General features: G+C 56.4%; 22 protein-coding genes and 1 pseudogene. 1 reads left to right on the top strand and 22 read right to left on the bottom strand.

Features of this window, described 5'->3' with window-relative positions:
* Positions 1-23 precede the first annotated feature (23 nt).
* The 5 genes from rpoZ to T260_RS129460 form a co-directional block, all read right to left on the bottom strand.
* Positions 24-224, bottom strand: a complete 201-nt coding sequence (rpoZ, locus tag T260_RS129440) for a DNA-directed RNA polymerase subunit omega (protein WP_011230668.1) — start codon at positions 222-224, stop codon at positions 24-26.
* A gap of 2 nt (positions 225-226) precedes the next feature.
* Entirely contained in the window at positions 227-844 is a 618-nt protein-coding gene (gene gmk, locus T260_RS129445; protein ID WP_011230667.1) for a guanylate kinase, read from the bottom strand.
* A gap of 11 nt (positions 845-855) precedes the next feature.
* The gene (gene remA, locus T260_RS129450) at positions 856-1,119 is read right to left on the bottom strand and encodes an extracellular matrix/biofilm regulator RemA (protein WP_011230666.1); all 264 of its coding nucleotides are present in this window, start codon (positions 1,117-1,119) and stop codon (positions 856-858) included.
* Between the two features lie 56 nt (positions 1,120-1,175).
* Positions 1,176-2,051: a YicC/YloC family endoribonuclease gene (locus T260_RS129455; protein WP_020278162.1), complete on the bottom strand. Its 876-nt coding sequence runs from the start codon at positions 2,049-2,051 to the stop codon at positions 1,176-1,178.
* Positions 2,052-2,139: 88 nt separating this feature from the next.
* Positions 2,140-4,812, bottom strand: coding sequence for a cation-translocating P-type ATPase (locus tag T260_RS129460; protein WP_023634002.1), 2,673 nt, complete (start codon positions 4,810-4,812; stop codon positions 2,140-2,142).
* A gap of 315 nt (positions 4,813-5,127) precedes the next feature.
* On the opposite strand from T260_RS129460, the gene T260_RS129465 reads away from it, so the two are divergent.
* Positions 5,128-6,867: an Rqc2 family fibronectin-binding protein gene (locus T260_RS129465; protein WP_011230663.1), complete on the top strand. Its 1,740-nt coding sequence runs from the start codon at positions 5,128-5,130 to the stop codon at positions 6,865-6,867.
* A 205-nt stretch (positions 6,868-7,072) separates the two neighbouring features.
* Here the strand turns inward: T260_RS129465 and T260_RS129470 are convergent, their stop codons facing one another.
* The 17 genes and pseudogenes from T260_RS129470 to T260_RS129545 all read right to left on the bottom strand — a co-directional run.
* Entirely contained in the window at positions 7,073-7,636 is a 564-nt protein-coding gene (locus tag T260_RS129470) for a Uma2 family endonuclease (protein ID WP_014195408.1), read from the bottom strand.
* A 65-nt stretch (positions 7,637-7,701) separates the two neighbouring features.
* On the bottom strand, positions 7,702-8,070 hold the full coding sequence (locus T260_RS129475) for a type II toxin-antitoxin system VapC family toxin (protein WP_033012322.1): 369 nt from the start codon (positions 8,068-8,070) through the stop codon (positions 7,702-7,704).
* Positions 8,057-8,299, bottom strand: a complete 243-nt coding sequence (locus T260_RS0120240; protein WP_011230660.1) for a hypothetical protein — start codon at positions 8,297-8,299, stop codon at positions 8,057-8,059. Before T260_RS0120240 ends, T260_RS129475 begins: the two co-directional genes overlap by 14 nt.
* 234 nt (positions 8,300-8,533) lie before the next feature.
* Positions 8,534-8,686 (bottom strand): RHS repeat domain-containing protein, encoded by a 153-nt coding sequence (locus T260_RS1000000140275; RefSeq protein ID WP_023634000.1) that lies wholly within the window; start codon positions 8,684-8,686, stop codon positions 8,534-8,536.
* 671 nt (positions 8,687-9,357) lie between these two features.
* Entirely contained in the window at positions 9,358-9,981 is a 624-nt protein-coding gene (gene pyrE, locus T260_RS129485) for an orotate phosphoribosyltransferase (RefSeq protein WP_020278157.1), read from the bottom strand.
* On the bottom strand, positions 9,978-10,697 hold the full coding sequence (gene pyrF / locus T260_RS129490) for an orotidine-5'-phosphate decarboxylase (protein WP_023633998.1): 720 nt from the start codon (positions 10,695-10,697) through the stop codon (positions 9,978-9,980). Before pyrF ends, pyrE begins: the two co-directional genes overlap by 4 nt.
* The gene (locus T260_RS129495) at positions 10,669-11,610 is read right to left on the bottom strand and encodes a dihydroorotate dehydrogenase (RefSeq protein ID WP_023633997.1); all 942 of its coding nucleotides are present in this window, start codon (positions 11,608-11,610) and stop codon (positions 10,669-10,671) included. The genes pyrF and T260_RS129495 overlap by 29 nt, the downstream gene beginning before the upstream one ends.
* Positions 11,607-12,380 (bottom strand): dihydroorotate dehydrogenase electron transfer subunit, encoded by a 774-nt coding sequence (locus T260_RS129500; RefSeq protein WP_014195402.1) that lies wholly within the window; start codon positions 12,378-12,380, stop codon positions 11,607-11,609. Before T260_RS129500 ends, T260_RS129495 begins: the two co-directional genes overlap by 4 nt.
* The gene (gene carB / locus T260_RS129505; protein ID WP_023633996.1) at positions 12,377-15,574 is read right to left on the bottom strand and encodes a carbamoyl-phosphate synthase large subunit; all 3,198 of its coding nucleotides are present in this window, start codon (positions 15,572-15,574) and stop codon (positions 12,377-12,379) included. Before carB ends, T260_RS129500 begins: the two co-directional genes overlap by 4 nt.
* Positions 15,567-16,661, bottom strand: coding sequence for a carbamoyl phosphate synthase small subunit (locus T260_RS129510; RefSeq protein ID WP_023633995.1), 1,095 nt, complete (start codon positions 16,659-16,661; stop codon positions 15,567-15,569). Before T260_RS129510 ends, carB begins: the two co-directional genes overlap by 8 nt.
* Positions 16,662-16,663: 2 nt before the next feature.
* A complete protein-coding gene (gene pyrC / locus T260_RS129515; protein WP_011230650.1) occupies positions 16,664-17,950 on the bottom strand; it encodes a dihydroorotase in 1,287 nt (428 codons plus the stop codon).
* On the bottom strand, positions 17,913-18,839 hold the full coding sequence (locus T260_RS129520) for an aspartate carbamoyltransferase catalytic subunit (protein WP_011230649.1): 927 nt from the start codon (positions 18,837-18,839) through the stop codon (positions 17,913-17,915). The genes pyrC and T260_RS129520 overlap by 38 nt, the downstream gene beginning before the upstream one ends.
* Positions 18,840-19,008: 169 nt before the next feature.
* Positions 19,009-20,307: a solute carrier family 23 protein gene (locus tag T260_RS129525; RefSeq protein ID WP_011230648.1), complete on the bottom strand. Its 1,299-nt coding sequence runs from the start codon at positions 20,305-20,307 to the stop codon at positions 19,009-19,011.
* Between the two features lie 158 nt (positions 20,308-20,465).
* The gene (pyrR, locus tag T260_RS129530; RefSeq protein ID WP_011230647.1) at positions 20,466-21,005 is read right to left on the bottom strand and encodes a bifunctional pyr operon transcriptional regulator/uracil phosphoribosyltransferase PyrR; all 540 of its coding nucleotides are present in this window, start codon (positions 21,003-21,005) and stop codon (positions 20,466-20,468) included.
* Between the two features lie 184 nt (positions 21,006-21,189).
* The gene (locus T260_RS129535) at positions 21,190-22,104 is read right to left on the bottom strand and encodes an RluA family pseudouridine synthase (protein ID WP_011230646.1); all 915 of its coding nucleotides are present in this window, start codon (positions 22,102-22,104) and stop codon (positions 21,190-21,192) included.
* Positions 22,105-22,596: a signal peptidase II gene (gene lspA / locus T260_RS129540; protein WP_081712604.1), complete on the bottom strand. Its 492-nt coding sequence runs from the start codon at positions 22,594-22,596 to the stop codon at positions 22,105-22,107.
* Positions 22,597-22,681: 85 nt separating this feature from the next.
* Positions 22,682-23,893, bottom strand: a pseudogene (locus T260_RS129545) (class I tRNA ligase family protein); the annotation flags it as partial.
* Positions 23,894-23,920 lie beyond the last annotated feature (27 nt).

The following is a 23,920-nucleotide window of genomic DNA, read 5'->3' as shown; positions in this document are numbered from 1 at the left end:
AATAACAACCTAAAGCTAGGTTGTTATTTTTCCTCCTCCACTAATTCGACCTTGTCACCAGCGATTTCCTCGAGCGCCTGGCCGACAAATTTTTTCGACACCGGCTTTTTCACCATCAACTCCGCACCGTCCTGCAGCTCGCGCGCCCGTTTGGCCACCACCGTGACGAGCTTGTATTTCGAATCGACTTTTTGCATCAGCAAATCGATGGAAGGATACAGCATCGTCATTCCACCCCCAACATCCGTTTATATCGCTCGGCGACGCGTTCGCGCCGGCAATGTTCGGCGATGACGATCGCCTTGATCCGCTCGCAGGCGAGCTCCACTTCATCATTTTCCACGACATAGTCGTACTCGTCCATCATTTCAAGCTCCTCTTTCGCCGCCCGCAGCCGATTTTCAATCAGCTCTTTCGACTCGGTGCCGCGTCCCATGATCCGCTTTTCAAGCTCCGTGAGGCTTGGCGGAGCAAGGAAAATGAAGAGCGCCTCTGGAAACGCCCGCCGTACTTTCATCGCTCCCTGCACTTCGATCTCTAAAAACACATCTTTCCCTTCGGCAAGCGTCTTCTCCACGTAGTCGATCGGCGTGCCATAGTAGTTGCCGACGTATTCCGCCCACTCGAGCAGCTTGTTTTCCCGAATCATTTGTTCAAACTGCTCGCGCGTGCGGAAGAAGTAGTCGACGCCTTCCACTTCGCCTTCGCGCGGCTTGCGCGTCGTGACCGACACCGAATAATGAAGATTGATGTCCGGCTGCGAAAACAGCGCCTTGCGCACCGTTCCTTTGCCAACGCCAGACGGACCCGACATGACGATCAACAACCCACGTTCGTTCTTCAACGCCCAAAACCCTACCCTTCCTCGGAGAAATCGTCGCTTCCATATAAGCGGTTCGCCACCGTTTCCGGCTGCACGGACGACAAAATGACGTGATCGCTGTCCATAATGATGACGGCGCGCGTCCTCCGCCCGTGCGTCGCGTCAACAAGCTTGCCGCTTTCGCGCGCATCTTGAATGATTCGTTTGATCGGCGCCGAATCAGGGCTGACAATCGTAATGATGCGGGCGGCTGACACCATGTTTCCGTACCCGATATTGATAAATTTCATCATCATGACACGCCCACCTGCCATATCCGATATTGTTGCCGCCAATAAGTCGTTTTAAACAGTTATTCCACGTTTTGCACTTGCTCGCGCATTTTCTCAAGTACGCTTTTCATCTCAACGACTTGCGCGGCAATCAGGCTGTCGTTTGCCTTGGCGCCGATCGTGTTGACTTCCCGGTTCAACTCTTGCACCAAAAAGTCCAGCTTCCTCCCGATCGGTTCGTCCATTTCTAAGGCGTCTGCCATTTGCGCCAAATGGCTGCGGATGCGTTTCAATTCCTCATGAATGTCCGCCTTTTCGGCAAACACCGCCACTTCTGTGAGCAGGCGCGCCTCATCGACCGGAGCGGGCGCCCATTCGCGCAGGCGGCGCGCAAGCCGCTCGCGGTATTGTTCAATAACAAGCGGCGCCCGCTGTTCAATGGCTTCCACCCCGGCTTCGACTTCATGAAGACGGGCGCGCAAATCCGCGGCAAGCGCCTCCCCTTCGCGCCGGCGCATGGCAACAAGTGCCTTTGCCGCTTCATCGACAGCGGTCAAAAGCAGCGGCTCGACCTCCTCGTTCGCTCCTTCCTCTTCCACAACTTCGACCGCCCCATCAAGCCGAAGCAGCTCGGCCGCCGTCACGCTGCCGTCAACAGCAAATCGCTTTGCAGCCTCCTGCAACCCGGCCCAATATTGGCCGAGCAAATCCCAATCAATATGTACGTTCCGCTTTACAAGTCCTTCGCCGGCGATCGTGACGAACACTTCCACTTTTCCGCGCCGCACGTACGGCAAAATTGCTTTCTTTATTTTATCCTCAAACACGAGCCATTGTCTAGGGAGGCGAATGGAAATTTCGCAAAACCGGTGGTTGACCGATTTCATTTCCACCGCCACCATCAAACGATCCGTTTTTTTTGTGCTTGCGCCGAAGCCGGTCATGCTGTAAACCATATCATCACATCCGTCGTTGCCTTGATGAAAAAGAAAAGGTCATAGAGCGTTCCTCTATCACCCTTTTTATTATAACATATCCATCCTTTTATTTTCTCGTAAAAAGCGAGCCAGCAAACAAAAATGTCGGCAAGGCGGACAAGCCAATGATGAGCAGCCAATCGACTGTTGCGAGCGGCTTCGTATGGAACACTGCGGCAAGCGGTGGGTAATAGATGACGACAATGAGCAAAAGCAGCGACACGATCACCGCCGCGACAAGGTATATGTTCCCGAACGGACTGCGGTCAAAAACCGAATGGTCGCAACGGCAGTCGAACACATGGATCAATTGGGCCAACACAAGCGTCGCAAACGCCGCCGTCTGGGCGTAAACGAGATCCTCGCCGCTCCGTTCATAGGCGGTCAGAAACGCAGCCAGCGTAACAACGCCGATCAAAAAGCCGCGGCTTACGATTTTCCAGCCGAGCCCGCGGGCGAACACCCCTTCATCGGGACGGCGCGGCGGCCGCTTCATCACGTTTTCTTCTGGTTGGTCGAGCCCGAGCGCCATGGCTGGCAAACCATCGGTGACAAGATTGACCCATAAAATTTGAATCGGCACGAGCGGCAGCGGCAAGGCAAGCAGCATCGCAAACAACATGACGAGAATTTCCCCGACGTTCGAGGCAAGCAAGTAGCGGATAAACTTGCGAATGTTTTCGTAAATGTTGCGCCCCTCTTCGATCGCGGCCTCAATCGTCGCAAAGTTGTCATCCAACAAAACGAGCGACGCCGCCTCTTTCGCCACCTCTGTCCCCGACCGGCCCATGGCGACGCCAATATCGGCTGCTTTCAGAGCGGGCGCATCGTTCACCCCGTCGCCGGTCATGGCAACAATATGGCCGCGACGCTTGAGGGCGTTGACAATTTTTAACTTATGCTCCGGAGCGACGCGGGCAAACACGTAAATCTCATCAACTACGCGTTCGAGCTCATCGACCGACAGCTTCGACAACGCCGCACCATCCATCACTTTTCCGCCAGGCGGCAGCACGCCAAGCTGTTTGGCGATGGCGGTGGCTGTCAACACATGATCGCCGGTGATCATCACCGTTTTCATGCCTGCCTCTTTGCATCGCGCCACTGCTTGCTTCACCTCAGGGCGCGGCGGATCGATCATGCCGGCGACGCCGAGGAACCGAAGCTTTGTCTCCGCATCCTTCTCCGACTCGATCCGTTCCGTTTCCGCAAGCAGCCGATACGCGACGGCGATCGTGCGCAAGGCGGAAGACGCCATCTGGCGAATCGCCTTCTCGATCGTTTCTTTCCACGCCGGGGTCAGCATCTGCTCGCGGCCGTTCCATTCAAGGCGGTCCGCCCGCTCAAGCAGCACATCGGGCGCCCCTTTCGTCACGACAAACCGACGGCCGTTTCGGTCGCGGACGATCACCGTCATCATTTTCCGCTCGGAATCAAACGGAAACTCCTGTTCGATCGTGTACTCACGCAAAAGCATTCCTTTCGCCAATCCAGCTTTGGCCGCCGCGACCAGCAGCGCTCCTTCCGTCGGATCGCCGTCGACGTAACGCCGGCCGTTTTCCTCTTTCAACTCCGAACTATTGCAAAGCACCCCCATTGTCAACAGGCGAGCGAGCTGGGGAACGCGGTTCGGATCAACCGTCCGGCCGCGTTCAGAAAACTCGCCATCCGTTTCAAGACCAACGCCGCTTACCGCAAATGTCCGCCCGCCTGCCCATACTTGCGTGACGGTCATCATGTTTTCCGTCATCGTCCCCGTTTTGTCGGAACAAATGACCGAAGCGCAGCCGAGCGTTTCCACCGCCGGAAGCTTGCGGACGATGGCGTTTCGTTTGATCATCCGCTGCACGCCAAGCGCCAAGACGACCGTCACAATGGCCGGCAACCCCTCCGGAATGGCGGCGACCGCGAGCGACACACCAGCCAAAAACATTTCATACAGGTCGTGCCCTTGAATGACACCTACGGCCACGACCGCTGCCGTCAGCGCCAATGCGACGACAAGCAAAATTTTCCCAAGCTGCTCGAGCCGGCGCTGGAGCGGGGTTGCCCCCGCATCCGCCTCTTCGAGCATCGTTGCGATTTGTCCCATCGCTGTTTTCATCCCAGTGGCGATGACAATCCCGACCCCATTCCCTCTTGTCACGAGCGTCCCCATAAACGCCATATTGTACAAATCGCCCAACGACGCCTGTGCTGTATGAAGCGGGGCGGCGGATTTGGCCACCGGCACTGATTCGCCCGTCAGCGCCGACTCCTCGATTTCCAGGCCGGCCGCCTCAATCAAGCGGATGTCGGCCCCGACCCGGTCGCCGCTTGCAAGTCTCACCACATCGCCGACAACAAGCTCGCGCGTGGGGACTTTCACCCACTCCCCGCCGCGCAACACAACCGCTTGCGGAGCGGACAACCGTTTTAAGGCGGCAAGCGACTTTTCCGCCCGCCGCTCCTGGATAAACCCCAGGATGGCGTTCATGATCACGATGACGACAATCGCCACCGCATCCACATACTCGCCTAAAAACGCGGAAATCACCGTCGCCAAAAGCAACACAAGCACCATAAAATCTTGAAACTGGCGAAAAAAGACAACGATGGCCGACTCCTTCTTCCCTTCCGCCAGCTCGTTGTACCCGAACTGCCGCAGCCGTTTTTCCGCCTCCGCCGCAGTAAGCCCGGTCTTGACATTCGTCTTCGTCTCGTGCGCGACATCGCTTGCCGCGAGCGTATGCCATTGCATCTGTCTCCCTCCGTCCTTCCATTTTTTTCGCACGCCGTTCCCGCTTCTCTATGCTTATTCATACATGTCCCAAAAAATGATAGTCCCCGCCATGATGTTTAGCGACACAAACATAAGGAGTCGTGGGGCCCTTTGCCACGCCATCTCCCCCATAAGGGAAAAAATCGTGTCAAAAAAGCGGGCCTCCCCATTTTATGCAACATGTTCGTCGGGCATCTTCGTCCGTCTTCAGGTAATATTCAAAGAAATGTTCAAAACGGCGGGTCGTATGGTAAGATCGAAATAGCAAACAAACGAAATAGAAAGGTGTTTTCCATGTCCTTTGACGGAGTGTTTACGTACGCCATTGTCGGTGAACTCGAAGAGGCGCTTGCGGGCGGGCGGATCACGAAAATCCACCAGCCGTCGGCGTATGAGATCGTGCTGCTTGTGCGCGCCCGGGGCCATAACCATAAAGTGATGCTGTCGGCGCATCCGACGTACGCCCGCGTCCATTTGACAAACGAAACGTACAACAACCCATCCGAGCCGCCGATGTTTTGCATGCGGCTGCGCAAACAGTTGGAAGGAAGCGTCATCGAAGCGGTCCGCCAAGTCGATTTTGACCGCATCATCGTCATGGACACAAAAGGCCGCGACGAACTCGGCGACGTGCAGACAAAGCGGCTCATCATTGAAGTGATGGGCCGCCATAGCAACATCATCCTCGTTGATGCATCGACCGACACGATCATCGACAGCTTGAAACATTTGCCGCCGTCGGTCAACCGCTACCGGACGGTGCTTCCCGGGCATCCGTACGTCGCCCCACCGACGCACGGCAAGCTGAACCCGCTTGAGGCGACGGAAGAAATGGTGCTGAAAAAAATCGACTTTCACGCCGGCAAGCTCGCCCATCAGCTTGTTTCCGCCTTCAGCGGCATTTCGCCGCTATTTGCCAATGAGGCGGTGTTCCGCGCTGGACTCGCCAACCGGACGACGCTGCCGAAAAGCTTCCTCGCGCTCATCGATGACGTTCGGCACCGCCGCTTTGCCCCGATGATGTACACGAACGGGGAAAAAGAATGGTTTTACGTTTTGCCGCTTAAGCACTTAAAAATCGAAGGCCAACCGTTTGCGAGTGCAAGCGAGCTATTGGACCGCTTTTATTTCGGCAAGGCCGAGCGCGACCGCGTCAAGCAGCAAGCTCATGACATCGAGCGTCTCATGGCGAACGAAAAGGCGAAAAACGAGAAAAAGCTCCTAAAGCTCGAACAGACGCTTGAAGAAGCAAAGAAAGCCGACGTTTATCGACTGTACGGCGAACTGCTCACCGCCCATTTGTACGCCATAAAGCGCGGCATGACGGAAATCGAGGTCGCAAACTACTACGACGAAAACGGAGGCACCATCACCATTCCGCTCGACCCGCAAAAATCGCCGTCCGAGAACGCGCAACAGTACTTTCAAAAATACCAAAAAGCGAAAAACTCGTTCGCCGTCGTTCAAGAACAAATCGAGCGGACGAAAGAAGACATCGCCTATTGCGACACGATTTTAAGCCAGCTTGAAACCGCCTCGCCGAAAGATGTCGAGGAAATCCGCGACGAGCTCATTGAACAAGGCTATTTGCGCCCGCGCGCGGCGAAAGGAGCAAAAAAGCGCAAACCAACCGCGCCCGAGCTTGACCGCTACGTCGCAAGCGACGGCACGGAAATACTCGTTGGCAAAAACAACAAACAAAACGATTATCTCACAACAAAGCTGGCCCATAAGGACGATGTTTGGCTGCATGTGAAAAACATTCCCGGCTCGCACGTCGTCATCCGGAACAAGCAGCCGTCTGACGAGACGCTCTTGGAAGCGGCGAATCTTGCCGCCTACTTCAGCAAGGCCCGCCACTCCGGCTCCGTGCCTGTCGACTACACGCGCATCCGCTATGTAAAAAAACCGAGCGGCGCCAAGCCGGGATTTGTCATTTACGAAAACGAGCAAACGCTCTACGTCACGCCGGATGAAGAACTCGTCCGCGCCATGAAACAGAGGCAAAAAGAACAAGCGGCGAAACCATCGTAAAACCCGCCCCAATGGCCGCCCAACACGGCATCGGGCGATTTGCGCGAACTCCCGCAAACCGAAACGGTCTAGTGCCGCATAAAAGACAGCGGGCTGTCTGTAAGACCAGCTGCATTGGCCTTACGGACAGCCCGCTTTGCAAACTTGTCGAGTCAACCACAAGCCGCCATCACGAATGCAACTCCATGCACGTCTGCCATCCGTCTCAACGAAACATATCCTCAAGAGCCACTTGAAGCCCAGGAAAGCATGCCGACTGCACCACACCCGTTCCCGCTTTCACATCCGCCTGCTCATACAGTCCTTCCTCGTTCAGCGTATAGACGGTAATCGCCTCTTTCATCGGATTGACGATCCAATACTCTTTCACATCGTACGCCATATACAAATTGAATTTGGTCACTAAATCGTGCGCCTGGTTGGAAGGGCTCAAGATCTCAACGATAAGAGTAGGCACGCCGACATACTTCGTTTCCGTAAACCCTTTTGAATCGCAAATAACGCTTAAATCCGGAATGACGACTTTGCGATCGGGAAACTTGTCGCTAGCCAGTTCGATATCGGTCGGCGCCGCAAACACGTTGCACGGCTTCCCACGAAAATAAAGGCCCAATTCGGTATGAAGGTTGCTCGAAACAAGCTGATGCTTGATGCTTGGCGACGGAGCCATATACACAGCGCCATCAATATATTCAAGCCACTCATCGCTTTGTTCCCGCAACGCCCAATATTGCTCGTACGACACATTGGAAAACCGAGGCAAGGACATCGGCATCTTCTCCTTTGTCGCTTACATCTTCCCCAAAAGAAGAACGCAACAGCCGTAATGGCCGGCTATTCCTCAAGCATCTTATCCAGCTTCTTATCAAAAGTATACACTTGATATCCCTTCACTTTGTTATAGGCGTATAAAAGGGTATCGACAAAGTCCAAGCGCCTTTTGCCAAACAGAGCAAGCGCCTCCTCTACGACCTCGATATCATCCACCTCGATATTATCGTATTTGAGCAATTCTAAAAGAATATCGCTGATCTCGTCATTTTTTACGTTGTACACTTTTTCAAGAACATAAACAACTTCAACGATTACTTCTCTTAGCAACAATACTTTGTTATCTTCAATAATCGTTGCGGCTTTGCCCGACAACTCATCATGGTCATTAAGCAGATATCTTAAAATAATATTCGCATCAATGATTTTCATATTGATCCACCACAGCTTTAGACCAAGCATCGCTTTCTCGGGCTTGCAAAGTCTCATTTTTATATTTGGACAGAGCCCCTCTTAGATTCCTTTTTTTTGGCTGTTCCAAATCTTCTTTATCCGCATAAGGAAGAATAATGACTTCCACTTTTCTATTTTTTAATGATTGAGGCAAATCGATGATCTTTTCTAAGTCATTGCTGTTTTTGATTACTCTTACAAAATCCATAACGTTTTCACTCCTTTCAAGGAAGATGGATCCTTTTAAACATATTATACCCGTTCATTGTACATCATGAGATGAAAATTCACTTTACGATCTATATAGACTCCCATGACAAAAAGATTTCGTCACCATCGAAGGGATGAAAATGCCGCTATGTCGAACTCTGAAACCTTGCACATTTTGAAGTTCGGGTATTTTCAGGATAGAAAAACTTTTTTAACGTCAGATATCCCTTCTTCAATCATACGTGTACTCTTTCTTGTTTCCTTTCTTATCGTACTCGCTTAACAAGTTTCCTACGGCATCATAATTCTTTTTCGCCACATAGCCTTCTTCATCCACTTCTTCCGTGACATCATTTCCGCTGGCATCGTATTTGTTTTTCGTCACCACGTTTCCTTCCATGAGCCGGATCGCGTCAAACCATACCGTTCCCGTGTAATTGCCGCGGAAGACAGCGGATATGTCGATTTTATCAATTGGCTTGGAAGGTTGAATCGAAACGGCGGCACGGTTCCAATCTTGATTGCCAGCAGGGAAATCCGCAGNTTGTTTTTCGTCACCACGTTTCCTTCCATGAGCCGGATCGCGTCAAACCATACCGTTCCCGTGTAATTGCCGCGGAAGACAGCGGATATGTCGATTTTATCAATTGGCTTGGAAGGTTGAATCGAAACGGCGGCACGGTTCCAATCTTGATTGCCAGCAGGGAAATCCGCAGGTGTGAGTAAAATATTTGTAGGTGAAATGGAGAATGCGAATGGTTGCTTGTGATGATGATCGTGACCACTAAGCGAAATGCTGTAAATGATCATTTTATTTGAATGCCAAGCCACCCGTTTTTTCTGTGAACATAACCATCCACGAATGGTTATGTTCATGCTTGGTGGTGAGCGAAACTTGCTCATGTTCAGAAAACCCACGAAATATTGACGACATTAGACGCTGTCGCACTCCGTTTTTCCCCATGGAATGACGCCGATGGCGAGTGAGTCATCTCCCCGCTTCGTCCATGACAAAAGCGCGAACCATCCTTTGGTCCGCGCTCCTCTTTTCCTCTTTTAGCTCCCCCACTCCTCCGGATTCTCCCGCCATTGCCGCAATGTCGCCAGATCGTGTTCGCTGACGGCGCCAAGGCGGACGGCCGTTTCGATGAGGGTGTTGTAGTCCGTAAGCGTGTAGGCAGGCAAATTCTCTGCGGCAAACGCCTGTTTCGCTTTTTCGAGCCCGTATGTGAAAATGGCGGCGACGCCCAGCACCTCGCAGCCTGCCTCTTTCAAGGCGCGGACGGCCGCAAGCGAGCTGCCGCCCGTCGAGATCAAGTCTTCGATGACGACGACGCGCTGGCCCGGTTCGGCTTGGCCTTCGATTTGTTTTCCTTTGCCGTGTGCTTTTGCCTGGCTGCGGACGTAGCACATCGGCAGCTCAAGCCGCTCGCTCACCCAGGCGGCGTGCGGGATGCCGGCGGTCGCCGTGCCGGCGATGAGGTCCGCTTTAGGGAAATGGGTGCGGATGAGTTCGGCGAGGCCGTCGGCGATCAGGCGGCGCACGCCGGGGTAAGCGAGCGTCAGGCGGTTGTCGCAATAAATCGGCGATTTCAAGCCCGAGGACCAGGTAAACGGTTCATTCGGCTGCAGGGCGACCGCCCCGATTTCAAGCAATTTGGCGGCGATGTCGTGTTTCATTCTCTCTCTCCTCCGTTCCATTCGTGCTGCAGGCGGGCATACGTCCTGAGCGGATCGGCGGCGCGGGTGAGGCTGCGGCCGACGACGATGTAGTCGGCGCCGAGCTCGCGGGCGCGCTTTGGCGTGACGACGCGCACTTGATCGTGCGCCGCATCATCAGCAAAGCGGATGCCCGGGGTGACGGCAAGGAACGAGGCGCCGCACCGTTCTTTGATGAACGCCGCTTCTTTCGCTGAGCAGACGACGCCGTCAAGCCCGCTCTCTTTCGCCAAGGCGGCGTAATGGGCGACTGTTTCCGCAAGCGGGCGGGAAATCCACAGCTCCTCATGAAGCATTCGCTCGTCCGTGCTTGTCAGCTGGGTGACAGCGATGCAGCGCGGCCGCATTCTTCCGCTTGGCGTGCCGGCGTCAAGCCCCTCGATCGCCGCTTCCATCATGCGCCGGCCGCCGGCGGCGTGGACGTTCACCAAATCGGCGCCGACACGGGCGAGCCCTTTCATCGCCTGTTTCACCGTATTTGGGATGTCATGCAGTTTTAAGTCTAAAAAGACGGCATGTCCTTGTTCTTTGAGAAACGCGACGATGGATGGACCTTCCTGATAGTACAGCTCCATGCCGACTTTGACGAACAGCGGCGTTCCGGCAAACGGCCGCAAAAACCGCTCCACCTCTTGTTTTGATGGGAAATCAAGCGCGACAATGAACGGCGTGTGCACCGGTCTTCCAGCTCCTTCCTATGCATTCGGAAATGTGGCCGATCCCGAGGTCGTCCAACAGCGCCGGCAGGTCGTTGATGATCGTCGGGCAGACGAACGGATCGACGAAGTTGGCCGTGCCGACCGCAACCGCGCTCGCGCCGGCGTAGAAAAACTCGAGCACGTCTTCCGCCGTTTGCACGCCGCCCATGCCGATGATCGGAATCGACACCGCTTGGCTCACTTCATAAATCATGCGAATGGCGATTGGCTTGACCGCCGGGCCAGATAAGCCGCCGGTGCCGTTGGCCAAAATCGGCCGGCCTGTTTTCACGTCGATGCGCATGCCAACGAGCGTGTTGATCATCGTCAGGCCGTCAGCACCCGCTTGTTCAATGGCTTTCGCCATCGCGACGATGTCCGTAACGTTAGGCGACAGCTTCACATACACGGGGACAGCCGCCACTTCTTTGACAAGCCGCGTCAGTTCCGCGGCCACGTCCGGCACGGTGCCGAACGCAATCCCGCCTTTTTTCACGTTTGGGCAGGAAATGTTGAGCTCTAACGCATGGACATTGGGCGCTTTGGAAATCGCTTCGGCTACCTCGACGTACTCTTCCACCGTCGAGCCAGCGATGTTGGCGATGATCGGTACGTCAAACTGTTCAAGCCACGGCAGTTCTTCTTCGAGCACTTTGTCAAGGCCGGGGTTTTGCAGGCCGATGGCGTTTAACATCCCGCCCGGCGTTTCTGCCACCCTTGGTGTCGGGTTGCCAAAGCGCGGCTCTTTTGTCGTCGCCTTGATCATAATGGCGCCTAACACGCTTAAATCGTAAAACCGGGCGTACTCGCGGCCAAATCCAAAACAGCCGGACGCCGGCATGATCGGGTTTTTGAGCGAAAGACCCGGCAGTTCGACCGCAAGCCGGTTCATAGCACCACCTCCCCGGCCCGAAACACCGGGCCGTCGCTGCATACTTTTTTATACGCCGTCTCGCTCCCTGGCACATGGCAGACGCAGGCGAAACACGCCCCGACGCCGCAGCCCATCCGCTCCTCGAGCGACAAGTACACCGGCCGGTTCGGAAACCGTTCCGCAAGCGCCCGAAGCATCGGCTTCGGACCGCAGGCGTACAAGACGTCAAACTCGAGCGAGCGCGCTTCGATCACATCGGTGACGCGCCCGGCCGTTCCGTGCGAGCCGTCATCGGTCGCGACATGCGTCTCGCCGAACGCGGCAAATTCCTCTTCGTAAAAGACCGCCGCTTTCGTTTGAAACCCGAGCACGCTCACCACTTTGACGCCGCGCTTTGTGAGCTGTTTCGCCAGTTCATAGAGCGGCGGGACGCCGATGCCGCCGCCGACTAGCAGCGCCCGGCTGCCCGCCGGCGCGGCCTCGAGCGGAAAGCCGTTGCCGAGCGGGCCGAGCACATCGACCGTGTCGCCCGGCTGTTTTTGCGCCAACAGCGCCGTGCCTTTCCCTTCCTGGCGGTAAATGATCGTGCATTGCCCCTGCTTGTGGTCGATATGGCAAAGGCTGAGCGGGCGGCGCAGGAGCGGATCGGCGGATGCGGCCACTTTCACATGAACGAACTGGCCCGGTTGGCGCATCTCTTGCACGAGGCGGCCTGAAAGCGTCAATTCATACGTCCGCTCGGCGATCAACCGCTGGCTTGCGACCGTCATTCGTTCGCGGCCGATCATGACCGCACCAGCCCTTCCGTCATCGCCGTCGTTGAAAACGTCATCGATTCGAGCACTTGCAGCATCGCCCGGGCCGTATCGAGCGACGTCAAGCACGGGATGCCGTTTTCGACCGCTTCGCGGCGGATGCGGAAGCCGTCGCTTTCCGGCTGCTTTCCTTTCGTCAGCGTATTGATGACGACTTGCGCCCTCCCTTGGCGGATGACATCCAAAATGTTCGGTGACGCCGAGTGGATTTTATTGACGACCGTCACCGGAATGCCGGCCGCTTTCAACGTTTCCGCCGTGCCGTTCGTCGCCAACAGCTGGTAGCCGATGTCGGCAAAGCGGCGCGCCAGCTCGACCGCTTCTTCTTTGTCTTTGTCGGCCACCGTCAACAGCACCGCCCCATGCGGCTGGATATGGATGCCCGAGGCGACAAGCCCCTTATAGAGCGCTTTTTCAAACGTCACGTCCTTGCCGATCACTTCGCCGGTCGATTTCATTTCCGGGCCGAGCGAAATGTCGACGTTGCGCAATTTCGCAAACGAGAACACCGGCACTTTCACGTACACGCCAGGGCGCACCGGGCAGACGCCCGTCTCATAGCCCATCTCGGCGAGCTTCGTCCCTAAAATGGCTTTCGTGGCGAGATTCGCCATCGGCACGCCGGTGATTTTGCTTAAAAACGGCACCGTGCGGCTTGAGCGCGGGTTCACTTCCAAGACGTAGACATCGCTTCCCGAGACGACAAACTGAATGTTCAACAGCCCGACAATATGCAGCCCGCGCGCCAGTCGGATCGTGTAATCCGCGATCTTGTCGATCACTTCCGCGCTTAATGTCTGGGGCGGGTAGACGGCAATCGAATCGCCGGAATGGACGCCGGCCCGCTCGATATGTTCCATGATCCCGGGGATGACGACCGTCTCGCCGTCGGCGATGGCATCGACTTCGACTTCCTTGCCAGTGATGTAGCGGTCGACAAGCACTGGGTGCTGTGGATTGACGCGCACGGCGTGTTCCATGTAATGAAGCAGCTCGCCGCGATTGTACACGATTTCCATCGCCCGGCCGCCGAGCACGTACGAAGGACGGACGAGCACCGGGTAGCCGATTTCTTCGGCGATGGCGACCGCTTCTTCGACCGAAACGGCGGTTTTGCCGGCCGGTTTGGGAATGCCGAGTTCCGAGAGCGCCTGTTCAAATTTGTCGCGGTCTTCGGCGCGGTCCAAATCCTCAAGCGTTGTCCCAAGCAAGCGGACGCCGCGCGCCTCGAGTTCCGCCGCCAAGTTGATGGCCGTCTGACCGCCGAATTGGACGATGACGCCGATCGGCTGCTCGAGGTCGATGACATGCATCACGTCTTCGGCCGTCAGCGGCTCGAAATACAGTTTGTCCGACGTGCTGAAGTCGGTCGAGACCGTTTCCGGGTTGTTGTTGATGATGATCGCCTCATAGCCGGCCTGCTTAATGGCCCAGACGCAATGGACGGTCGCATAGTCAAATTCGATCCCTTGGCCGATGCGGATCGGGCCGGAGCCAAGCACGATGACGCTCGGTTTTTCCGTCACGATCGATTCGTTTTCTTCCTCGTACGTGCTGTAGTAGTACGGCGTTTCCGACGTGAATTCGGCTGCGCACGTATCGACCATTTTGTACACCGGCATGATGCCTCGTTGGCGGCGCAGCGCGTAAATGTCGCGCTCCGTTTTGTTCCATAACGCCGCTATCGCCGCATCGGAGAAGCCGAGCCCCTTCGCTTTTTTTAACACGTCAAGGTCGCCCGGGTGGTTTTTCAAGACCGTTTCCATCTCAATAATGTTTTGAATCTTATGCAGGAAAAAGCGGTCGATTTGGCTCCATTCATGCAGCGTCTCCACCGTCACCCCGCGGCGGAGCGCCTCGGCGATGTAAAAGAGCCGTTCATCGCCCGCCTTGCGGATCCGTTTTTCCATCACGTCGTCGGCGGCCGTTTTCGCCTCGTTCAATTCCAGATGATGCACCCCGATCTCGAGCGAACGAACGGCTTTTAACAGTGATTCTTCGAACGTCCGGCCGATCGCCATCACTTCGCCGGTCGCTTTCATTTGCGTGCCCAACCGGCGGTTCGCCGATTCAAATTTGTCAAACGGAAAGCGCGGAATTTTCGTCACCACATAGTCGAGCGCCGGCTCGAAGCAGGCGTACGTTTTCCCGGTGACCGGGTTGATCATTTCGTCAAGCGTCAGCCCGACGGCGATTTTCGCCGCCAGTTTCGCGATCGGATACCCCGTCGCTTTTGACGCCAGCGCCGACGAGCGGCTGACGCGCGGGTTCACTTCAATGACGTAATAGCGGAAGCTGTCCGGGTCGAGCGCGAGCTGGACGTTGCAGCCGCCTTCGATGCCAAGGGCGCGGATGATTTTCAAGGACGCGTTCCGCAAAAGCTGATATTCGCGGTCGCTTAACGTCTGGCTCGGGGCGACGACGATCGAATCACCCGTATGAATGCCGACCGGGTCGATGTTTTCCATGTTGCAGACGACGATCGCGTTGTCGTTGGCGTCGCGCATCACTTCGTATTCAATCTCCTTGTAGCCGGCGATGCTCCGCTCGAGCAAGCATTGGTGCACCGGGCTCATCTTCAAGCCGGTTGACACAATCTCGACAAGCTCTTCTTCGTTCGTGCAAATGCCGCCGCCCGTGCCGCCGAGCGTGAACGCGGGGCGGACGATGACCGGATAGCCGATTTGTTCGACAAACGCATACGCCTCTTCCAGGCTGTGAATAATCGCGCTTTCCGGCACCGGCTCGCCAAGCTCGTTCATGAGGGCGCGGAACTGTTCGCGGTCTTCCGCCTTTTCGATCGCCTCGAGCTTCGTGCCGAGAATTTCCACGCCGCACTCTTCAAGCACGCCGGCCTTGGCGAGCTCAACCGCCAAGTTGAGGCCCGTTTGGCCGCCAAGCGTCGGCAAAATCGCGTCCGGCCGCTCTTTGCGGATGATGCGGGCGACAAAATCGAGCGTCAGCGGCTCCATATAGACTTTATCGGCGATTTCCGTATCGGTCATGATCGTCGCCGGGTTTGAGTTCACCAGAATGACTTTGTATCCTTCTTCTTTTAGGGCTAAGCACGCTTGCGTCCCTGCGTAGTCGAACTCGGCCGCCTGGCCGATGACGATCGGCCCCGAGCCGATGACTAAAATCGTTTCAATGTCGCGGCGCTTAGGCATGGATGACTTCTCCTTTCTTGTTGAACTCGCGGATGAGCGCCAAAAACTCGTCAAACAGCGGATTGGCATCTTCTGGCCCCGGCGACGCTTCCGGATGATACTGCACCGTAAACGCCGGAACGTCCAAATGACGGAGCCCTTCGACCGTGCCGTCATTTAAGGCGATATGCGTCACCTCAAGCCGGGTGCCAGAAAGCGACTCGTGCGTGACGGTATAGCCATGGTTTTGCGACGTGATGGCGACTTTGCCGGTGCGCAAGTCTTTGACCGGATGGTTCGAGCCGCGATGGCCGAATTTCATTTTCTCCGTATTCCCGCCGCACGCCAACGCGAACAGCTGATGGCCGAGGCAGATGCCAAAGAGCGGCACTTTGCCGAGAATCCCGCGGATCATCTCGATCGCTTCCGGCACGTCTTTCGGGTCGCCCGGTCCATTGGAAAGCATGACCCCATCCGGATGCCAGCCGAGCACCTCTTCAGCGGTGGCGTTGTACGGCAAGACGATCACATCGCAATTTCGCTTGTTCAGTTCGCGCAAAATGCCGTGTTTCATCCCGAAATCAATCAAGACGATGCGCTCACCGCGCCCCGGGCTTGGGTAGGCGCTTTTCGTTGAGACGCGCCGCACTTGGTCGCGCGGCCACTCCATCGCCCGCAGCTTGGCTGCTGCTTCCACCGGATCGACATCTAGCCCACAGATCATCCCTTTTAACGTTCCGTATTGGCGGATAAGGCGCGTCAGTTTGCGCGTGTCGATGCCGGAAAGGCCAGGGATGCCTTTTTCTTTCAAATACTCGTCCAACGTCAGTTCTCCGCGCCAGTTGGACGGCTTCACGCACGCTTCTTTGACGATGAACCCGTGCACATGCGGGCGGATCGCTTCAAAGTCGTCGCGGTTGATGCCGTAGTTGCCGATCAATGGATATGTCATCGTCACGATTTGCCCGCAATACGATGGATCGGTCAAAATTTCTTGGTATCCGGTCATGCCGGTGTTAAAGACGACTTCCCCGGTCGTCTCTTTCAAGCTGCCAAACGCTTCGCCGACAAAAAACGAACCATCTTCTAAAATCAGCTGCCGTTTCATCTTTACGCCCTTCCTTTCTCCCATACGAGTGTACCGCCGACAAACGTCATCACCGGCCAGCCTTGGCACACCCAGCCGGCAAACGGCGTATTTTTCCCTTTGGACGCAAACGTCTCGGGATCAATCGCTTCTTCTGTTTCCAAATCAATGACCGCAATATCCGCCGGCGCCCCGACGGCAAGCCGCCCGGCCTTGAGGCCGAAACATTGCGCCGGCTTGATCGTCAGCCAATCGACAAGCTGCTTTAATGTAAACACGCCTGTTTTGACGAAATGGGTATATAAGAGCGGAAACGCCGTTTCGAGCCCAACGATGCCAAACGGCGCCGCCTCGATGCCTTTCGCTTTTTCCGCAGCCGTATGCGGCGCGTGGTCCGTGGCGATAAAGTCGATCGTGCCGTCGAGCAGTCCTTCAATTAATGCGTCACGGTCCTCTCGGCTGCGCAGCGGCGGGTTCATTTTGTAGTTCGCATCAAGCCCCGGAATGTCTTCATCGCACAAGAGCAGATGGTGCGGCGTCACTTCGGCGGTGACGCGGATGCCGGCCCGCTTCGCGTCGCGGACGACGCGCACCGATTCTTTCGTGCTGATATGGCAGACGTGATAATGGCATCCGGCTGCCTCGGCAAGCAAGACGTCGCGGGCGATGTGCACCGCCTCGCAGACGGATGGAATGCCGCGAAGTCCATAGCGCCGGGCGAACTCGCCGTCATGCACCGCTCCGCCGTTTGTCAGCGTGTCGTCCTCGCAATGGGCAACGATCGCCATATCGAGCGCCGCCGCCTGTTTCATCGCTTCAAACATCATCCCGGCCGACTGGACGCCGACGCCGTCATCGGTAAAGGCGAACGCCCCTGCTTCTTTTAGCGCCGCAAAATCGGTCAGCTCCTCCCCTTTTTGCCCAATCGTGATCGCCGCGTACGGAAGCACGTTGACGCGCGCCGTTTCGCGGATGCGGGCTTGCAGCCATTCCATCTGCTCTTTCCGATCCGGCGCTGGGTTCGTGTTCGGCATGGCAGCAACCGTCGTAAATCCGCCTTTCGCCGCGGCGAGCGTGCCCGTTTCAATCGTTTCTTTCGCTTCGCCGCCCGGTTCGCGCAAATGAACGTGCAAGTCGATCAGGCCAGGAACGATGAGACGGCCGCCAACGTCGATAACGTCCTCCTCATTCGCTTCCAGCGGCTGTTCATAGAGGATCGCTGCAATGGTTCCGTGTTCGATTTTGATATGTGTCCGCATCAATTCCCCATCTTTATTGAACGACATGCCATTTTTCAGCCATACGCCCATGCTCCATTCTCCCTTCCATTGCCCGTTTTAAGACAGCCATCCGGACGTAGACGCCGTTTTCCATTTGTTTAAAAATGCGCGATGCCTTCGCTTCGACAAGTTCGCTTGCGATTTCGACCCCGCGGTTGACCGGCGCCGGGTGCAAGATGATGGCGCCCGATTTCATCCGCCGCGCCCGCTCAAGCGTCAGCCCGTACCGCGCATGGTACTCTTCTTTTGTCAGCCCCATCGTTTCCGCATGGCGTTCATGTTGGATGCGCAAAAGCATCACGACATCGGCGCGGGCGATGGCCTCGTCGACTTCGACGTACGTCCCGTACGGATTCGTTTCATCTTTCCACTCCGCCGGTCCGGAAAACAGGACGTTTGCCCCCAGCCTTGTCAACACTTCCGCATTGGAGCGGGCGACGCGGCTATGACGGATGTCGCCGATGATCGCCACCGTCAAGCCAGTGAAGGCGCCAAACTCTTGGCGGATCGTCAATAAATCCAAGAGCGACTGGGTCGGATGGTGCCCGCAGCCGTCGCCGGCGTTGATGATCGGAATGCCGACCGCATGGCGGAGCGCTTCGAAATACGCATCTTCGTGATGGCGGATGACAACCGCATCGACGCCGATCGCCTCAAGCGTCCGTACGGTATCGTACAGCGTCTCCCCTTTTTGCACGCTCGAGCGTTCCGGGTCAAATGGAATGACATGAAGCCCAAGCTTCCGTTCCGCCATCTCGAAGCTGCATTTCGTGCGCGTGCTCGGTTCGAAAAACAAGTTGGCGACGTACATCGGCGCCGCCGGGCGCCAGATGCGCCCGCTGCGGAACGCTTCCGCTTCATCGAGCAAACGGTGGATTTCATCAAGCGGCAGTTCACTTAATGCGAAAAGATGGGTCATCGGTCTCGCTCCTTTTCGTTTTTTCGCGAAAAAAAACACCTTGCCGGCCAGGCAAGGTGTGACGATCGGCGCATGGCAGAGCCGAAGAAGGTGCACTCCGGCCCTGGATGCGCCTGTTTTCACACCTTTTTAAGCCTCGCGGGACTTAATTAAAAGGTGCTTTCTCCTATTAGGCGACATGGTCGCTCTGGTTTTCTTCAAATAGGTTTTCCGCGGCTTGCGGACGCCCCGGCAAAATCAAGTTGAGGAGGACGCCGACAATGGCCGAGAGCGCCATCCCGGTAATTTGGAAGCTGTCGCTGATTTTCAGCACCGCTCCGCCGATGCCGATGACCAAGATGACCGAGGCGATGACTAAATTGCGCGTCTGGCCGAAATCGACGCGGCTGTCGATCAACATGCGCAGTCCGGACGAGGCGATGATGCCAAACAGCAAGATCGACACACCGCCCATGACCGGCGTCGGAATCGAGCTGATCAGCGCCGTGATTTTGCCGACGAAGCCGAAAGCGATCGCGATGACCGCCGCGCCGGCCAGCACGTAGACACTGTAGACGCGGGTGATCGCCAGCACACCGATGTTTTCCCCGTACGTCGTTTTCGGCGGACCGCCAAGCAAGGCGGAGATCATCGTCGCCGTTCCGTCCCCTAAAATCGAGCGGTGCAGCCCCGGTTTTTGAATGAGGTCGCGGCCGACGACTTTGCTTAAGACGAGCTGGTGGCCGATATGCTCGGACAAGGTGACGATCGCCACCGGCACCATGAGCATCACGATCTCCCATGTGACGCGCACCGGATAATCGGCAAACGGGATCAAGAAATCCGGCCATTCGAACCATTTCGCCGCCGCCACTTTCGACAAATCGACGAGCCCGACCGCCAACGCGTAGAGATAGCCGACGACAATGCCGACAAGCACCGGAATCAAGCTCAACATGCCGCGCGCGAGCACGGAGCAGACGATCGTGGCCGCGAGCGTCACGAGCGCCACCGAGAAATGGAGCAAGCTGTATTTGCCGTCCGGGCCGTTCATCGCCATCCCGACCGCCGTCCCGGCCAAGCCGAGGCCGATGACGATGATGACCGGGCCGACCACAACCGGCGGCAACAGTTTCATCACCCAGCGGTAGCCGGCTTTTTTAATGATGAGGGCGACAACCCCGTACACCAATCCGGCGAGGAAGCTGCCGATCATGGCCGCTCCCGGGCCGCCAGCCGTTTTCGCCGCGATGATCGGCGCAATGTAGGCGAACGACGAGCCAAGATACGCCGGCACTTGCCATTTCGTAATGAGCAAAAACGCCAATGTTCCAAGCCCGCTTGTCAGCAAGGCGATCGACGGATCTAAGCCGACTAAGTACGGCACTAAAATCGTCGCCCCGAACATGGCGAATAAATGCTGAAGGCTTAAGGTGATCCATTGCCCAACAGTCGGGCGGTCTTGAATGTCCAACACCGGTTTGTTCATCTTTCGTCACTCCTTTGATCAAATGAGCGAGGCTTGCTTTCTAGTGTGCACAAAAAAATCCCTCTTTGCCCGCGAAGACGCAAAGAGGGTGCAGAAACAGCCGAAACGATTCCGCCCCTTTTGCAGCCTCACGGGACTGCGCTTAAAAGGGTGCTTCGCTATTTTTCATGAATGGAGACTTGATCGATGCCGTCCACTTCCGAAAGCTCCACGACGATCAGTTCCGAACGAGAGGTCGGCACGTTTTTGCCGACGAAATCAGCGCGGATCGGGAGTTCCCTGTGGCCGCGGTCAACAAGCACGGCGAGCTGGATGCGCGCCGGGCGGCCCAAATCCATGACCGCATCCATCGCCGCCCGCACCGTCCGGCCGGTGAAGAGCACGTCATCAACTAAAATGACATTCCGCTCGGTCACCGGAAACGGCACATTCGTTCCTTTCACAAGCGGTTCATGGTCGTCCGTCTTCACGGTCAAATCGTCGCGGTACAAGGTGATGTCAAGCTCACCGACGGGAACGGACGCCCCTTCAATTTGCTCGATCCGCTCCGCCAAGCGGCGCGCCAAGTAAATGCCGCGCGTTTTAATTCCGACAAGCACGCAGCCGTCAATGCCTTTGTTTCGTTCGATGATTTCGTGGGCGATGCGCGTCAAAGCGCGGCGAATCGCCTGTTCGTCCATCACGACCGCCTTTTGCATCCAAGCCACCTCCGTTTGCACAAAAAACCCCCCGCCTGTGAAGCGGGGGATGGCGCGCTTATCACCAAACAAGATGGGCATACATCGCCCTTCTTTGTCATTCCGACCCCTTTTCAGCCTCACAGGACTGAACTTAAAGGTTCCTGTTCACCTGTTTTCATTGTAAAGGGGGCGTGTTCGTTTGTCAATCGTTTTTTCGCAGCCAGTCAAGCAGCTCGGCAAACTCCGGCGGCAACGGCGCTTCGAATTCCAAATACTCGCCGCTTCTCGGATGACGGAAGCCGAGCACCCCGGCGTGAAGCGCCTGGCCGTCGATGGCGAGCGTTTTTTTCGGCCCGTATTGCGGGTCGCCAGCGAGCGGATAGCCGATGTATTTCATATGGACGCGAATTTGGTGCGTCCGCCCCGTTTCCAGCTGGCACTCCACATACGTATAATGGCGAAACCGCTCGAGCACGCGGAAATGGGTGACGGCTTCCTTGCCGTTTTCCTCGGTGACGGCCATTTTCTTTCGATCGCGCTTGTCGCGGCCGATCGGCGCGTCGATCGTCCCGTAATCGTGTGGAATGACGCCGTGGACGATCGCCTTGTAGCGGCGCGTCACCGTTTTGTTCACAAGCTGCTCGACGAGCGAGCGGTGGGCGGCGTCGTTTTTCGCCACCATCAATAGTCCTGATGTGTCTTTGTCAATCCGATGGACGATGCCGGGGCGAAGCACGCCGTTGATCCCAGACAGGTCGCGGCAATGGGCGAGAAGCGCGTTGACAAGCGTGCCGCGCATATGCCCGGGCGCCGGATGGACGACCATGCCGCGCGGTTTGTTGACGACAAGGACATCCTCATCCTCATAATAAATGTCCAGCGGAATCGGCTCCGGCTCGACATGAAGCGGCTCCGGCTCCGGCGGTGAGACGGCGACCGAGTCGCCCGCCTCGCATTTGTAGTTCGCCTTCACCGTTTGGCCGTTCACGGTCACAAGCCCGTTTTTGATCCATTGCTGCACTTGTGAACGCGACCATTCCTCATTTAACGCCGCGATCACTTTATCAATTCGTTCGCCGTCATATTCGTCTTCAATGTGAAATGTGATCGTGTCCATCTACTCATTCCCTTTCTCTGGTGTCGCGAAAAAAAACATATGGACAAACAGCAAGATGACGCCGACCGTCAGCGCCGAGTCAGCCACGTTGAACACCGGAAAACTGTACGTGCCGATGTACGCGTGGATGAAATCGACCACTTCCTTGCGAAAGACGCGGTCGAGAAAATTGCCAATCGCCCCGCCGAGCATCAGCCCAAGCCCTACGCCCGCCAGGCGTTCAGAAGGCTTCAGGCGGCGGATGTAGATCACGATCGCCGCCACGACAATAACCGTAATCAAATAAAAGAGCCAAAACTGCCCTTCCAGCATGCCCCACGCCGCGCCGCGATTGCGGTGCGACGTAATATAGAGTACATTGTCAATGACCGGGATGCTTTCCCCAAGCCGCATATAGCGGACGACAAGCCATTTCGTCCATTGATCGAGGATGACGACCGCCGCCGCAATCCAATAGTATGCCACCGTGCCAAGTCCCCCTGTCCTTCTCATTCATCCTTTTTGCATTGTAGCATAATTCGCCATGGCAAACAAATGAAGCGGCAAGGCTACCTTGGGGCAGCCTTGCCGCTTTTCGTTATGCGGAATAATGTTCGTTCACAATGTGCGCGCAGCGCGGGCAAAGCGTCGGGTGGGACGGATCTTGTCCGACAGCTGGAGTCACCGTCCAGCACCGCTCGCACGTCTCGCCTTCCGCCGGGCGGACGAGGACGGCCACGTGGTCGAGCCGCTCGGCTTCGGCCGGCGCGGCGTCATACGGCTCATCGGCGATCGAAAAGGCGGAAACGATGAGAAGCTGGCGCAAGTCGGCATCAAGCGACGCCAATAGCTTCCGCGCCTCGTCTTTCGGGTAGACGATGACGCTGGCCGTCAGCGATTTGCCGATCACTTTTTCATTGCGTGCGTTCTCGAGCGCTTTGAAAATATCATCGCGCACGTCCATAAACGCATCCCATTTCGCCAGCAGCGCTTCTTCGCCGTCGATCGCGATCGGCTCCGGCATATCGGTGAGCTGGACGCTTTCCACGTCTTCTCTCCGATTCGGAATGTGCTCCCATACTTCATCCGCTGTATGCGGCAAAATCGGCGCGATGAGCTTCGCCAACGCGACGACCGTTTCATACAGCACCGTCTGCACGGCGCGGCGGGCGCGCGAGTCGGCCGCTTCGATGTACAAAATGTCTTTCGCCATATCCAAGTAAAACGCGCTCAGCTCGACGGTGCAGAAATGGTTCATCTCATGGTAAACCGCGGCGAAATCGTAGCTGTCATAGGCCTTTTTCACTTTGGCGATCAGCTTGTTCAACTTCGCCAGCATATAGCGGTCGACTTCGCCAAGCTCCCCAATCGGCACGGCGTTTTGGTTCGGGTCAAAATCGAACAAGTTGCCGAGCATAAACCGGAACGTGTTGCGGATTTTCCGGTACACTTCCGACACTTGTTTTAAAATATGGTCGGAGATGCGCACGTCCGCTTGGTAGTCGACCGAAGCGACCCAAAGGCGCAAAATGTCGGCGCCAAACTGTTCCATCACTTTCGCCGGCACGACGACGTTGCCGAGCGACTTGCTCATTTTCCGCCCTTCGCCGTCCAAGACAAAGCCATGGCTCAACACGCCTTTATACGGCGCTTTGCCGGTGACGGCAACGGCGGTGGACAGCGATGAGTTGAACCAGCCGCGGTATTGGTCGGAGCCTTCCAAGTACAAATCAGCCGGACGCACGAGATCGTCGCGTTCGACCAACACGGCTTGGTGCGACGAACCGGAGTCAAACCAGACATCCATAATTTTTCGGCTTCATTTTGGGCAAATATT

The sequence above is a fragment of the Geobacillus thermopakistaniensis genome (genome assembly GCF_000498995.1).
Taxonomy (GTDB): domain Bacteria; phylum Bacillota; class Bacilli; order Bacillales; family Anoxybacillaceae; genus Geobacillus; species Geobacillus thermoleovorans.
The sequence above is the reverse complement of the archived record's forward strand: the minus strand, read 5'-3'. Positions and strand labels throughout refer to the sequence as shown.